The following is a 14,990-nucleotide window of genomic DNA, read 5'->3' as shown; positions in this document are numbered from 1 at the left end:
ATCAATTATAACATTGTTTTATCATAACTTTGAAATAACACTCCCCTAAAGCCGAAAGGAATATTAACGTTTTATTTTGCAAAAAAAACTATGGAACTATTTATTTACATTTTCGCAGCCCTTTTTTCCGTTTTGAACCCTTTGGGCGTTATCCCGATTTTCGTTGGACTGACGCATCACGAAAGCAGCGCTGAACGATCGAGAATTTCATTATGGACCGCTGTCAACGTTTTTATTATTCTGGTCATTTCGTTTTTTATCGGCGAATATGTATTGAAGTTTTTTGGCATCAGTATCGATGCGTTACGTATTGCCGGAGGATTGGTAATCGTAAATTCGGGATTTGCATTGCTTTCCGGAAAATTCAACAAAACAAGAGGTGTTAATAAAAAAGTGGCGCACGATGCTCAGAAGCGAAGTGATATTGCGTTAACACCATTGGCAATCCCGATGTTGGCCGGACCGGGTTCCATTTCCTTATTAATTGCGTTTTATCAGGATTTTACCGAGGTAACCGAAAAAGCGATTGTCTGCTCGGCTATATTAGCGGTAGCGCTTACCATCTTTATCATTTTAAAAAGTGCGCATTACCTTTCCCGCATTCTTGGAGCTTCGGGAATTGTAGCGATTTCGAGAATTATCGGTTTTATCGTTATCGCTATCGGAATACAATATATCAGCAGTGCGGTGGTGAACATCTTAAAAACCGTATCGCCCTAAAAAGAAGAAAGAGATTTCAATACTGAAATCTCTTTCTAAAACAAAAACAAACATTTAAACTAACTACTCAATTGGAAAGTATTACTTTAAGATTACTTTTTTAGTAATCGTACTACTTCCCGACTCAAGATTCAGTATATAGATACCGGTTCCTAAAGCAGATAAATCCAATTCTCTGCTATAGAATCCCTGAGCAGTTTCGATAGCGGTTTCGAAAACTTTCGCACCTGTCATCGAATAGATACTCACTTTACTGTTGGCATCCATATTTTCTTTAATATCGTAGATCAAATTGATTTTTTTATCTAAAGACGGATTCGGATAAATTCCGAAAGCGATTTTATCTTCAAATGATACCGTTCCCAAAGCACTGGTTACATCCTGGTAGTTGAATTTGATCACTCCAGTTGAACTTCCTGCAAATGTTGTGAATACCATACGGTAAACGGTACCATTAGCTTGTTTTACATAGTATGCTTTCGATCCATCGATAGTATAGGTCGATCCGGTAAATGTTTTCCAGTCGTATCCGATAGTATTGATAGCCGAAGCGAAAGTAAGATTAGACGTATTCATCACGCCTCCTGGCTCTACATTTTTAGCCACTTTAACATCCGGGTGGTGTAAAGCACCGGTTACCTGATATTTCGTTGTAGTTCCTCCCATTGGGTAATCGGTTGTGAACTTTGTAAAGATCAAATCCCAATCTGCAGTAGCCGGCTCAGCTGTAACCGCTGCGTCCGTTTCCAAAGAGAAATAATTAAAGATATTGTTCGGGTTCGTTGCATTCGCTACCACTTTTGTCTGATCGGCGCTCCAAGTACTTGTTCCTGCATTCCAGGTTGCATACGTAAAGGTATAACCAGAGAAGAAATCATCTATTTTGAATTTTTTATAGGTTCCATTTGGATATTTCAATACAAAAATGATCGATCCGGTTACGTGGTGGTTTGCCATGTTATATTCGCCCCAACCATAGGTAGCCGTACCATAATCGAAAGCTCCTTTTGTCCACTCGATATCACTGTTGTACAGACGTGTCCAACTTGCCACCTGACTTACATCGATAGAAGCCCAGTTGCTTACCGTATTGGAAGCCTGGTAAACTTCAATACCTTTTGCATCGTTAATACGGGTTGCAAAAGCCATTGCACTTTTTCTGTAGAAAGCAACATCCCAAGAACTGTGTGGGTAAGCATTAGTCACTCCCGGAGTTGCGAATTTAAAATACACCTGATTTGCGTAACTTGGTCCCATGGTTACCGTTCCTTCCTGAACGGTCTGAGCGCCCGCAAATGAACCAACCAGCATTGCTGCTAAAAGTAGTATTTGTTTTTTCATAGTAGTACTAGATTTAATTATATTTATTGTATCAGTTTATATTCAAATTTTGGATATCCACGTACGCCACCTTCATTTAAGAATTCCAGCATTCGCACTTTATAGTAGTTCCCATCGGTATCTTTAATCACATAAAAGCGATCGGTATAAGCACTACCGGTGAACACATCGCGCCATTCGGCACCAATCACCCGCTGATCGTCCATAAAATTGCTTTCCACTACATTCGCCATGGTGAAATTGCCAAAATTCACAGCTGAAGTCACCGCAACTCTATATCCTCTCACACCTGCTTTCAGGTTGTTCAATACGAAATCGGAATAACCATAAGAACCAGAATTTACAATTTCGTTGGTAAATACGGTAAAACACAGATCCCATAAATTCTTTTGCGGTTCCACATTCACGACATTTTGTGTCGCCAGACTAAAGAACGTAAAGTTGTAATCCGGTTTTTTAGGGATCGAAACCTGTTGGTGTGTCGTACTGTTCAAATCGGCATATTGTAACATATAGTTGTCACCGTCACGTAAGATTCTTATTTTTTTCCATCCACGAGCATCACCTGCAATAGCTACAGTTCCTGCCGGAGGCGTTGTATTACCGATGGTATATCCCATATTTACCAGATATACATTATTCTCAGCGTCGTTTGCAGAAATTTCAGCGATGGCTGTTTGATTGATCATGCCATTTGGCGCATCGATATAATTGGTATTGGTCGGATCGAAGGTTCCAACGGCAACTTGCGCCTGAAAAGCACTAACACTTGCCGGTGTAACGGCATCGATATTGGTAGCATCCAGTTTTTTAACCGCCATATATAGCGAACCGTTGATTGTTACGCGGAATTGGTTTCCGGAATAGAATCCCAAATCCCAAACATCTCTACGGGAACTGGTCATTGTTTCTTTACTTAAATCGACAAAAATCTGATTCCCCTGATTAGGTCCTCCAATTTCCGGTAGTAATGTCGCTCCCAAAGATCTTTGGAACGATACCAATGACGTTGTATATCCCTGAATCGATGTTTCGCCGCTATAATTGATTGCAACCACTTCCATCAAAATGGATTTTTCGTCGTTATCAAACGGGTAAATCAGGTTTTTAAATGTAAACGTCAATTCGCTTTGTCCTTTTGCAAACGGAAGTTCCAAAATACCGCCCTGTGCTTCCGGAAGTGTACTAAAGTCTACTCCATAACTGGCATGGGTTCCCGATAATTTAATACTGATTTTTCCATCGGTTTTTGCCGGTTCCGAAAAAATCAGTTTCATTTCCCTTTGATCCGGAATGGTCGAAAAATCGATCGATTGTCTTTCGAAAGCAATCACAAAAGGATTCTGTTCAACAGTATAATCTTTTTCGCACGATACTGTTACGAACAGGATCAAGGCTAATGCTATTTGTAGTATTTTAGATTTCATGTTGATTACATATTTAACTTATACAATAATTTTACGAAGTAGGATCTTCCATATCCCATCAGGATATTTGTTCCGGCTGCCGAATGCGCTCCGGCTTCTGTAGCCGTGGTATTAATCGTCGTGATATCCAAAAGGTTTCTCGCTCCGATGGTCGCTTCCAGTTTTTTATCCAAAAAGGTTTTCTTGATCGTCGCATCCAACCAGGTAAATGGATTTTGTTTTCCTCTTTCCAATGCGCCGTTTCTTTCTACAAACTGATATTGCGGTCCGTTATATTTTACATAGGCCGAGAAAACAGTCCCCCATTTTGGTAAGCTATACGACGTATTCGCATTTAATTGGAACGCATATAGATAATCGTCGTTTGACAATACACCACTGTCTAAGACTTTTGAAATTCCGGAGAAGGTAACCCCGAAATTACCGGTAAAGTTTTTGTATTGTGCGGTATTGGTTAGCGACAATCCCCAGGTTTTATATACATCAATATTGTTGTATTGGTATACTAAAGGCGATTGTTGGATGATGATCATTTCGATTCTGTCTTTTACATCCATAAACCAACCCGAAAGTTTGTTTTGCATCGAGAACGCCTCGTTGATTTTGGTATCTTTTTTCAGGTGTAGGAAAATTGATTTCCCTTGTTCCGGATTTAAGTTTGGATTCCCCTGAATGTTATGGTTTACATCGACCATATAGGTGTATAACTCATCGAAGTTTGGTAGTCGTGGTGCCGTACCTACAATGGCGCGTAGTTCGTATCCGCTGTCGAAGGCATATTTCGCACTCAATGAAAGCGCCGCCTGTGTATCGAATTTGGATGACAACAACATACGTACACCCGGACGAATCGAGAAGCGTTTGTTAAAATTGATTTCGGAAGAGGTGTATACATCGTACGAGTTTAATTCTCTTTCGATATTTTCACCGTTAAACAATCCGGCCAAGCTGGTAATATACCCGTTAACACTGTTTACTTCATATCCCGCCTGAAGATTAAACGTTTCATTTTTCAGGAAATTGGAGAAAAATCCTTTGGAATAGTACACTTTTCGGGATTCGTATTCTAATTTCTCCGTTCCGAAATGCTCCTGCTGACGGATTCTGTAGTTGTATTTTTCAAGATCACGGGTTTGTTCCTGATAGGAAAACGACACATCGTAATTCATTCCGTTGTCACCAAATTTTCCGGAAGCGTTTAAATGATGATAATAACGTGTGGAACTGTAAATTTCATCTTTTGCTATCGGGTTATCCGTTGCGGTAACCGGATCAAAATTTTGTTGTACATCGGCACTATAGCGATCGGTTGTTTCTTGAAAGAACTCAAACTTATAGAATAAACGGTAGTTTTTTGTGGTATATGCCAATAATGATTTGGCGTTTAACTGTACTTTTGGCAACCATTCGTAACCTCTAAGTCCGTCGTTATTCACATAATTCTCACCCATTTTATCGTTCCAGAATCCTTTAAAGTCATTACGGGTAAACATTGCGTTAGCGTAAAACTTCTCATTAAAGTTATGTCCGATTTTGATTGACTGGATATGACGTCCTTTGTCGGCAAAATTATATTCTTTTCCAACCGTCTCTTCCTGAATATAAGGTGTCACTTCCCATTTATACTGAGACGATTTTTTAGTGATGATGTTGATAATTCCGGAAACGGCATTTGCACCGTAATCAACTCCCATGGAACCTTCCACGATTTCGATTTGCTGAATATCGTCCAGGTTAATTTGCGTCAGGTCGGTATTATTACCCAAACCTTCGTCGTTTACAACCGGAATATTATCTACTAATATTTTAAAATACTGCGCATCCAATCCAAATAACTGCACACCCGATTTTCCGGTAGAAGCATTTGGTATGATATTAATGTTTAAGGTTTGATTTAGGATGTCGGCCAGGTTGTTTCCGGCTTGTCTGTCGATGTCGGCTCTGGTGATTACTTTTACTTCAAAAACCGATTTTTTAACCGATTGTGGATTGTATTGTCCGGTTACGACTACTTCATCCAATTTGTTAACTTTAGGGACGATGCTGTCATTTTCTTGTGCAAAACCGGAAAAAGCTCCCAGTAGAAATAACCCGCTGCAAATTTTTATTTTGAAACCCATGCGTTTTTTTTTGTGCGTTTTTTTGAGGTTAAGAATTGCTGGTCAACTAAATAGAAATCTGACACAACATTTACTGTCTTAATTTAGACTTATTCTTAATAATTTTCTGCAAATGTAAGTGATAATTTTTATTCGTTCTAAATAAATTTAATATTTTTGCACAGGAAATTTTTTAATTAATACATCATAATGAAAAATCTAAAACAAAAAGTAACTGTTGCTTTATTGTTTGCAGCCTTTTTAGGTCATGCACAAGGCAATAAGAAAAAACAAGACATCGACGCGATCAAATCTATGTGCGGATGTTATGAAGTAGAGTTTAATTTCGCAGAGACTTTTAAAACTACAAAAGACGAGAACTACAAACCATCCCCTACAAAATATGACAAAGGATTAGAGTGGGTAGAATTGGTTGAAGACAAACCAAACAAAATCGTAATGCAGCATTTACTAATTGTAGGAGACACTATGATTGTAAAACACTGGAGACAGGATTGGGAATTTGAAAACACCCGTTTATACGATTTCTTTAAAGACACGTCATGGAAATACAAAACGCTTTCTAAAGCCGATGTAAAAGGACAATGGACACAACGTGTATTCCAGGTAGATGATAGTCCGCGTTATGAAGGAACAGCAACATGGGTTCACGTTGACGGAACTTCATACTGGAGAAACTACACCGATGCGCCACTTCCACGAAGAGAGCACACGATCCGTAACGATTACAATGTTTTAAACAGAAGAAACGAGCATGAAATCACGAAATTCGGATGGATCCACAACCAGGATAACAAAAAAATCAAACGTGACGATGCTGGTAAAGATGTAGTATTAGCACAGGAAAAAGGAATCGACATCTACACAAAAGTAGCCGATTCTAAATGTGTTGCCGCTCACAAATACTGGAAAGAAAACAAAGCCATGTGGAAAAACGTTCGCGACAAATGGCAAACAATCTTCGACAGAAATAAAGATTTAAACTTAGAAGAAAAAGTAAACCGTAAATCGTTATTCGGTTATTTATTCGACTTAAAAGGAGATACTCCAAAAGCAGAAACGGATAAAATCATCGATAGCTTTGTAAAAAACTAATACTTCTTACAACATAAAAAGCCGCTATATAGCGGCTTTTTTTATATCTAAACAGTTACTTATTCTGCTTCCGGCAAAAATACTTCCGCCATCATACAACGGGCACTTCCACCACCACAGGCTTCAATCGTATCCAGACTGGAGCTTAAAATTTCACAGTGTTTTTCGATTTTTGCAATCTGATCTTTTGTCAGACTCTGATGCGCCGAAGCACTCATCACCAAATAACGCTTATCATCAGCACCACGAACCTGTAACATATTTCCGGCAAAATTATTCACCTGATCTTCCGTGATCAATATAATTTCCTTTCCGTCCGATTTCAGGCAATCCAATACCATTTTACGTTCTTTGGTATCATCGATACAATCGGCACAGATCACCGCAAATGTTTCACCCAAACACATCATCACGTTCGTATGATAGATGTGCTTGCGCTCTCCGTTTACCGTTTGATACGCTTCAAAAATCACCGGGTTTAATTCGAAATCTTCACAAAACTCAATCATCAGTTCCTCATCTGCTCGTGGCGACAAAGCACAATAGGCTTTTCCGTTTTCACGATCCAACAGTAAACTTCCGGTTCCTTCCAAAAAGATATTATCTTCTTCTGCCGATGTATAATCCACAAGATTCTCGATTTGAAAACCTTTTTCTTCTAAAATATCCAATATATCCTCACGACGCTCTAAACGACGGTTTTCGGCAAACATTGGATACAAAGCCACATCTCCGTTTTCGTGAAACGAAATCCAGTTGTTCGGAAAAATACTATCCGGCGTGTCCGGAGTAACGGTATCATCCACAACGATAACGTTTACACCAACGTTTTTTAGTTTTTCAACAAAAGCATCAAACTCTTCCTGTGCTTTGGCATTTACGGTAGCCGGCAACAGGTTGTCCAATACTTTTTGGTAATAATTATTTACAGCCGTTTGTTCGTTCATACGGAACGCCACCGGGCGGATCATCAAAATGGTATTTGTTGTTTGTTTCATAACACTATTTTCTTAAAATTATTAATCCCGGATCAACGGTAAGGTAGAACATCGTAAAAGTCCTTCCTGTTTGGCGATTTCGGCATATGGAATTTCCTCTACCGTTATCCCCTTACTGCGCAACCAGTTGTTTAGTCGTGTAAAATTGCGTTCCGACACGACTACGTCCGGTGCAATCGAAAACACATTGGAATTCATCTGATACATCTCCTCTCTTTCGATATGGAACAGGTTTTCCATTCCAAAAAGATTAACCAGATACATATAATCGGCTTCTTCGCGGAATCCGCTTTTGTAGATAATTCCCTTATCGGTTCCTACCGGTTGAAAACAACAATCCAGGTGTAAGGCATTATCTCTCGGCTCGATCTTCGATTTCACCAAATCAAATTCTTTTACAATTTTGTTCGGAAACAGATTTTTGATATACGCCACGCCTTCCATATTGGTACGTGCCGTGATATAGTCTTTATAATCGCTTCCTTTATAGGTTCCGATAAAAATATGATCATTCCACACCATTACATCGCCACCTTCAATATGTACTTCTTCGGGTGGACGAACCACTTTTGCCGGATTCATCTGGTCGATTACATACTGGATAGCATCCAATTCTCTTTCGCGATCCGGTAATATATTGGCTTTAACAAAAGTATCATCAATCACAAAACCGATATCACGGGAAAAGATTTGGTTATAGCTTTCGATAATTTCCGGGCGGTATACTTTAACATCGTATTTTTCGAAAACGGCATTAAAGGCATCCATTTCTTTGATCATATCGGGTTCCACGGGATAGGTTCCCGCTTTAATATGCTCTAATGATTTCGGATCATAAGCCTCATCGATCGTGGGCGTTGGTCCATTATTTACTGCAGTTCCTAAAACGACGGCTCTAAGCCGCGACGTTTCATTTTTTACATTTAGACTTAACATAGCTTTTGGCTTTTGGCAAATATAAACAAAGGGCTTTGATTAATAAAAAAGTCCCGATCAAATATCCGACTGATTGCGAATTATTCTTCCGAATTATAATAACTTAAAAATAAAGCGATTATAAGTTAACAAAAAATAATTTTTTAATACATTTACTTAAAAAACTACAAAACATGGGATTATCAAGCTTTTTTAGTTCGCTTTTCGGGAAGGCCAAACAGACTACCGAAAATGTTGGCGACGCCTTACATAGTACGTCTGAAGCGGCATCAGACAAAATCGAGTCTTTTTCCAAAGAGGTAGCCGAGACGGTTACTGATATCGGCGATACTGTTTCTAACAAACTGGAAGAAATGGGCGTATCGGAAACGGTAACCAACTTTGCCGACAAGGCCAAAGACACCATAACCGATGCCGGCGAATGGTTTGAAGAAAAAGCCGCCGATGCAAAAGAGTCGGTTTCCGATTGGATTAACAAGGCCGAAGAGAAAGCAGACGATGTATCCGACGATTCGGAAACGGAAAAAACTACAGAATAAAAAAAATCCCGAAGCTACTTCGGGATTTTTTTTTATGATAACAACTATTATCTTTCGTTCATCGGTTTAAAAGAACGCAATGCATAACCGGTATACACCTGACGTGGACGTCCGATTGGTTCTTTGTTAACACGCATTTCTTTCCATTGTGCAATCCATCCCGGAAGACGTCCGATTGCGAACAATACGGTAAACATATCGGTCGGGATTCCTAAAGCACGGTAAATAATTCCGGAATAGAAATCTACGTTTGGATATAAGTTTCTCGATTTGAAATACTCATCTTGTAAAGCAGACTCTTCTAATTGTTTCGCGATGTTCAAGATTGGATCGTTAACTCCTAAAGTAGCCAATACTTCATCAGCTGCTTTTTTGATGATTTTCGCACGTGGGTCGAAGTTTTTATAAACACGGTGTCCGAATCCCATTAAACGGAAAGGATCGTTTTTATCTTTCGCTTTCGCTAAATATTTCTCCGCATCACCTCCATCTTTTTGGATTTCTTCCAACATTTCCAATACCGCCTGATTTGCACCTCCGTGTAGTGGTCCCCATAAAGCAGAAACACCTGCAGAGATTGAAGCAAATAAACCAGCATGAGACGAACCTACCATACGTACTGTTGATGTAGAACAGTTTTGTTCGTGATCGGCATGAAGGACGAATAATTTATCCAGCGCATCTACGATAACCGGATTAACGTTATACGGTCCAGTTGGTAATTCGAACATCAAACGAAGGAAGTTTTCCACATATCCTTTCGTATTGTCGTAGTAGTTTAACGGGAAACCAGAAGTTTTACGGAAAGTCCAAGTAGCCAATACCAGGAATTTACCCATTGTTTTACAAACAGCGGTGTACATTTCCTCTTCGTTTTCAACATTGACAACTTTCGGATTAAACGCTGTAAGTGCACTTGTTAGTGAAGACAGAACGCCCATTGGGTGTGCCGTTTTTGGAAAACCATCGATGATGTTTTTCATTTCTTCATTAACCAACGTGTATTTACGAATATCGTTTTCGAATTTTTCTAATTGGGCTGCTGTTGGCAATTCGCCAAAAATAACCAGGTACGAAACTTCTAAAAAGTTTGCTTTTTCCGCCAGGTCTTCAATGGCATATCCTCTGTAACGAAGAATACCTTGCTCCCCGTCAAGGAAAGTGATATCACTTTTACAAGATCCTGAATTTTTATACCCCGGGTCAAGCGTAATCGCGCCAGTTGCAGCACGTAATTTTTCTATATCGATAGCAACTTCGTTCTCGCTTCCTACTATTACCGGGAATTCATATTTGTTGCCATCAATTTCTAATATTGCAGTTTTTGACATGTTTGTATTAGGAATTAAATGTAAAATATTTTTGTTATCTGCGAATTTAAGCAATTCCAATCGAAATGGAAAGAAAATCAAGCAAGGAAATCGTTAATTATTCCGTAAAAATTAAGCGTAAAAATTACATTTTTCACATTTTTTACCGCACAAAAAAACACCCTGTAAAGTCGTGTTTTCTCAAGTTAAATTACGTTACTAAAAAATACCGGGATGTTACATAAAACACGCTTTTTTACCGCTATTTTTCATAATGAGACACCTGACAGGTTTTGGAAACCTGTCAGGTGTAATGCAACAAAAAAGGCCATCCTTATCGGACAGCCTTTTCCTATACTTAAAAGCGTTGTTATTTCACTTTAAATGCTCTTTCCTGTGGAAAATAAGCGACTTCAGCTAATTCTTCTTCAATTCGAAGCAATTGATTGTATTTTGCCATACGGTCGGAACGGGAAGCCGATCCTGTCTTAATTTGTCCACAGTTTAATGCTACGGCCAGGTCGGCGATAGTATTATCTTCCGTTTCTCCGGAGCGGTGTGACATTACAGACGTATATCCGGCATTATGCGCCATGTTTACCGCCGCAATCGTTTCAGTCAATGTTCCGATCTGGTTTACCTTGATCAGGATGGAATTAGCGATATTTTCTGAAATTCCTCTTGACAAACGCTGTACGTTGGTCACAAATAAATCATCACCTACCAACTGTACTTTATCACCGATTTTTTCGGTTAATAATTTCCATCCGTTCCAATCGTCTTCATACATTCCGTCTTCAATGGAAATAATCGGATATTTTGCAGCCAAATCGGCTAAATATTGTGCTTGCTCTTCGGATGTTCTTACTTTTCCGGTAGCGCCTTCAAATTTAGTATAATCGTATTTACCATCGATATAGAATTCGGATGCTGCACAATCCAAAGCGATCATTACGTCATCTCCAAAAGTATATCCGGCATTTTCTACTGCCAGTTTAATCGAATCCAAGGCATCTTCGGTACCACCAGCCAGATTTGGAGCAAAACCTCCTTCATCACCAACAGCAGTACTTAGATTTCTATCGTGCAATACTTTTTTCAGGTTATGGAAAATTTCCGTTCCCATTTGCATCGCATGCGTAAAGTTTTGCGCTTTTACCGGCATGATCATAAACTCCTGAAACGCGATAGGCGCATCGGAATGTGATCCTCCGTTGATAATGTTCATCATCGGTACCGGAAGTGTGTTTGCCGAAACACCACCTACGTAACGATATAATGGCATTCCCAGTTCGTTTGCTGCCGCTTTTGCCACAGCCAAAGAAACTCCAAGAATAGCGTTTGCTCCTAAATTGGATTTGTTTGGTGTTCCATCCAATTCGATCATTACTTTATCGATGGCATTTTGTTCGAAGACCGACATTCCAACGATTTCGGATGCGATTGTTATATTTACATTTTCCACCGCTTTTAAAACACCTTTCCCCATGTATGCTTTTCCACCGTCTCTTAATTCGACAGCTTCGTGCTCTCCGGTTGAAGCTCCCGATGGAACAGCAGCTCTTCCCATGATACCGTTTTCGGTAAACACATCTACTTCTACTGTTGGATTACCTCTGGAGTCTAATATTTGTCTTGCGTGAACTTTAATAATCATGCTCATAATTGATACTTTTTGATTGCCTTTAAAAAAGGCCGGATTAATTTTTAGCTAATTTAATGTTTTCGACGAATTGGTCAAATAAATAACGGGCATCGTGCGGTCCGGGACTCGCTTCCGGGTGGTATTGTACGGAGAAACAACTTTTGTTTTTCATTCGCATACCGGCAACGGTACCGTCGTTCAAATGCACATGGGTAATTTCAAAATCAGGGTGTTTTTCCAATTCTTCACGCACTACGGCAAAACCGTGATTCTGAGACGTGATTTCACCTCTGTTTGTGATTACATTCATCACCGGGTGGTTGATTCCACGGTGACCGTTAAACATTTTATAGGTCGAAATTCCATTTGCTAAAGCAATAATCTGATGTCCAAGGCAGATTCCGAAAACCGGAACATCGGTAGCCAGGATCTGGCGTGCCACTTCCTGTACACCTTTTAACGGATCCGGATCACCAGGTCCGTTGGATAGGAAATATCCATCCGGATTAAATGCTTTTAAATCTTCAAAGGAAGTATTGTATGGGAATACTTTGATATAGCAGTCTCTTTCGGCCAGGCATCTCAAAATATTGGTTTTGATACCTAAATCAAGTGCTGCGATACGATAAGTTGCCTTTTCATCACCAAAAAAGTAAGGCTCTTTTGTCGACACAGTGGAAGCCAATTCCAAACCTTTCATATCCGGAACAGCGGCCAATTGTTTTTTCAATTCTTCCAACGGTGTTCCATCGGTACAAATTACGGCATTCATAGCGCCATTATCGCGGATATAACTCACCAAAGCACGGGTATCGACATCGGAGATTGCAACAAGGTTTACTTTTTCGAAGTATTCGAATAAACCTTCGGAAGCATCGGGTCTGGAATAATTAAAGCTAAAGTTTTTACAAACCAGTCCGGCAATTTTGATTCCGTCGGAATCCACTTCATCTTCATGAACACCGTAGTTTCCGATGTGCGCATTGGTTGCCACCATGATTTGTCCGAAATAAGACGGATCGGTAAAGATTTCCTGATATCCGGTCATTCCGGTGTTAAAACAAACCTCTCCAAAAGTGGTTCCTTCAATTCCTATGGATTTTCCATGGAAAACAGTTCCGTCACTTAGTAAAAGGATGGCTTGATTTCGATTTGAATATTTCATTGTGTGTTGTGTTGTAAAATTTTGCAAATTTAATCTAAATTCTTCTTTCTGGAAACTATTCGGACAAAACCGCTGTTCTTTTTTCATTTTGACATTTGGAATCCGAAAGAAAAAGGCAAAAAAAAAGGACAAACTTAAAAAGTTCATCCTTAATTTTTATTGAAGAATCAATTGTTTCATGATTATTCAGTAGCTTCTGTATTTTCAGTAGTTTCAGCAGCCGGAGCTTCAGTAGCAGGAGCAGCTTCAGTCTTTTTAGCTCTACCACGACGAGTAGTTGCTTTTTTAACTTCTTTCTTACCTCCGTTGTACAATTCGTTGAAATCTACAAGTTCGATCATTGCCATATCAGCGTTATCCCCAAGACGGTTACCCAATTTAATAATACGAGTATATCCACCTGGACGGTCACCAACTTTAGCGGCTACTTCTCTAAATAATTCCGTTACAGCGTATTTGTTACGTAAGTAAGCGAAAACAACACGACGGTTGTGAGTAGTATCTTCTTTTGATTTTGTTACCAATGGCTCTACGAATTGCTTTAAAGCTTTCGCTTTAGCAACAGTAGTATTGATACGCTTGTGCTCAATAAGTGAGCAAGCCATATTAGCCAACATAGATTTTCTATGTCCAGCCTGTCTGCTTAAATGATTTATTTTTTTTCCGTGTCTCATTGCTATACAATTTAATCGCGCTTTTAGGGCGGACTAGATTATTCTTTATCTAATTTATATTTAGTCAGATCCATTCCGAAAGTAAGCCCTTTAACAGCAACTAATTCGTCAAGTTCTGTTAATGATTTCTTACCGAAGTTACGGAACTTCATCAGATCATTTTTATTAAATGATACTAAATCGCCTAGTGTATCAACTTCAGCCGCTTTTAAACAATTTAGTGCTCTAACAGAAAGATCCATATCAACAAGCTTAGTTTTAAGCAATTGTCTCATATGTAATGATTCTTCGTCGTACGATTCTGTCTGAGCAATTTCATCAGCCTCAAGTGTAATTCTTTCGTCAGAGAACAACATAAAGTGATGAATCAACGTTTTAGCTGCTTCTGTTAAGGCATCTTTAGGGTGAATAGAACCATCAGTAATGATCTCAAAAACTAATTTTTCATAGTCAGTTTTTTGCTCCACACGGAAGTTTTCTATTGAATATTTTACATTCTTTACTGGAGTGTAAATAGAATCTGTAAAAATAGTTCCTATAGGTGCATTTGGTTTTTTGTTTTCTTCAGCAGGAACATAACCACGACCTTTTTCGATAGATAATTCCATGTTAATGGTAATTTTGCTATCAAGGTTGCAGATAATCAAATCCGGGTTAAGCACTTGGAAGCCAGAGATAAATTTTTGAAAATCACCGGCCGTAAGTTGCTCTTTACCAGAAAATGAGATAGAAACAGATTCATTATCGATATCTTCGATCTGACGTTTGAAACGTACTTGTTTCAAGTTCAGGATGATTTCTGTAACATCTTCAACCACACCGGAGATAGTAGAGAATTCGTGATCCACGCCTTCAATACGAACCGAAGTGATTGCATATCCTTCCAAAGAAGAAAGCAAAACACGTCTTAATGCGTTACCAACAGTCAATCCATATCCCGGTTCTAAAGGTCTGAATTCAAATTTACCTTCAAAATCGGTTGAATCGATCATGATAACTTTATCGGGCTTTTGAAAATTA

At 39.1% G+C, this 14,990-nt stretch carries 13 protein-coding genes; 3 read left to right on the top strand and 10 right to left on the bottom strand.

All coding sequences use genetic code 11. The annotated features are described in order from the left end of the window. The first annotated feature begins 90 nt into the window (after window positions 1-90). Window positions 91-720 carry a MarC family NAAT transporter gene (locus Q1R07_RS11080; protein WP_136403079.1) on the top strand — a complete coding sequence of 210 codons (630 nt, stop codon included), beginning with the start codon at window positions 91-93 and terminating at the stop codon, window positions 718-720. An 81-nt stretch (window positions 721-801) separates the two neighbouring features. On the opposite strand, the gene Q1R07_RS11075 is transcribed toward Q1R07_RS11080, so the two are convergent. The 3 genes from Q1R07_RS11075 to Q1R07_RS11065 are packed head-to-tail and all read right to left on the bottom strand — an operon-like array spanning window position 802 to window position 5,608. Beyond that, window positions 802-2,061 (bottom strand): T9SS type A sorting domain-containing protein, encoded by a 1,260-nt coding sequence (locus Q1R07_RS11075; RefSeq protein ID WP_300489969.1) that lies wholly within the window; start codon window positions 2,059-2,061, stop codon window positions 802-804. 23 nt (window positions 2,062-2,084) lie between these two features. Continuing rightward, the gene (locus Q1R07_RS11070; protein WP_300489967.1) at window positions 2,085-3,488 is read right to left on the bottom strand and encodes an HmuY family protein; all 1,404 of its coding nucleotides are present in this window, start codon (window positions 3,486-3,488) and stop codon (window positions 2,085-2,087) included. A gap of 5 nt (window positions 3,489-3,493) precedes the next feature. Beyond that, window positions 3,494-5,608 carry a TonB-dependent receptor plug domain-containing protein gene (locus tag Q1R07_RS11065; protein WP_300489965.1) on the bottom strand — a complete coding sequence of 705 codons (2,115 nt, stop codon included), beginning with the start codon at window positions 5,606-5,608 and terminating at the stop codon, window positions 3,494-3,496. 189 nt (window positions 5,609-5,797) lie between these two features. Between Q1R07_RS11065 and Q1R07_RS11060 the strand changes: the two genes are divergently transcribed. Continuing rightward, window positions 5,798-6,703 carry a DUF6607 family protein gene (locus tag Q1R07_RS11060; protein WP_300489963.1) on the top strand — a complete coding sequence of 302 codons (906 nt, stop codon included), beginning with the start codon at window positions 5,798-5,800 and terminating at the stop codon, window positions 6,701-6,703. 59 nt (window positions 6,704-6,762) lie between these two features. Here the strand turns inward: Q1R07_RS11060 and ctlX are convergent, their stop codons facing one another. Together ctlX and Q1R07_RS11050 are read right to left on the bottom strand one after the other, a co-directional pair. Then, window positions 6,763-7,701: a citrulline utilization hydrolase CtlX gene (ctlX, locus tag Q1R07_RS11055; protein ID WP_300489962.1), complete on the bottom strand. Its 939-nt coding sequence runs from the start codon at window positions 7,699-7,701 to the stop codon at window positions 6,763-6,765. A 21-nt stretch (window positions 7,702-7,722) separates the two neighbouring features. Beyond that, the gene (locus tag Q1R07_RS11050; RefSeq protein WP_300489959.1) at window positions 7,723-8,637 is read right to left on the bottom strand and encodes an arginine deiminase family protein; all 915 of its coding nucleotides are present in this window, start codon (window positions 8,635-8,637) and stop codon (window positions 7,723-7,725) included. A 173-nt stretch (window positions 8,638-8,810) separates the two neighbouring features. On the opposite strand from Q1R07_RS11050, the gene Q1R07_RS11045 reads away from it, so the two are divergent. Then, window positions 8,811-9,176 (top strand): hypothetical protein, encoded by a 366-nt coding sequence (locus Q1R07_RS11045; protein WP_300489956.1) that lies wholly within the window; start codon window positions 8,811-8,813, stop codon window positions 9,174-9,176. Between the two features lie 47 nt (window positions 9,177-9,223). Here Q1R07_RS11045 and Q1R07_RS11040 read toward each other — a convergent pair whose 3' ends face one another. From Q1R07_RS11040 to Q1R07_RS11020, 5 genes are all read right to left on the bottom strand, one after another. Beyond that, window positions 9,224-10,507: a citrate synthase gene (locus Q1R07_RS11040; protein WP_300489953.1), complete on the bottom strand. Its 1,284-nt coding sequence runs from the start codon at window positions 10,505-10,507 to the stop codon at window positions 9,224-9,226. Between the two features lie 349 nt (window positions 10,508-10,856). After that, on the bottom strand, window positions 10,857-12,149 hold the full coding sequence (eno, locus tag Q1R07_RS11035; RefSeq protein ID WP_300489950.1) for a phosphopyruvate hydratase: 1,293 nt from the start codon (window positions 12,147-12,149) through the stop codon (window positions 10,857-10,859). 37 nt (window positions 12,150-12,186) lie between these two features. Further along, window positions 12,187-13,296 carry a glutamine-hydrolyzing carbamoyl-phosphate synthase small subunit gene (gene carA, locus Q1R07_RS11030; RefSeq protein ID WP_300489947.1) on the bottom strand — a complete coding sequence of 370 codons (1,110 nt, stop codon included), beginning with the start codon at window positions 13,294-13,296 and terminating at the stop codon, window positions 12,187-12,189. A 182-nt stretch (window positions 13,297-13,478) separates the two neighbouring features. Beyond that, a complete protein-coding gene (gene rplQ, locus Q1R07_RS11025) occupies window positions 13,479-13,970 on the bottom strand; it encodes a 50S ribosomal protein L17 (protein ID WP_300489944.1) in 492 nt (163 codons plus the stop codon). 38 nt (window positions 13,971-14,008) lie between these two features. After that, on the bottom strand, window positions 14,009-14,990 hold a 982-nt coding region (locus Q1R07_RS11020), incomplete at its 5' end, for a DNA-directed RNA polymerase subunit alpha (RefSeq protein WP_300489941.1).

This window comes from Flavobacterium sp. (assembly GCF_030146175.1).
Taxonomy (GTDB): Bacteria; Bacteroidota; Bacteroidia; order Flavobacteriales; family Flavobacteriaceae; genus Flavobacterium.
This window is presented reverse-complemented; position numbering and strand designations above follow the sequence as displayed.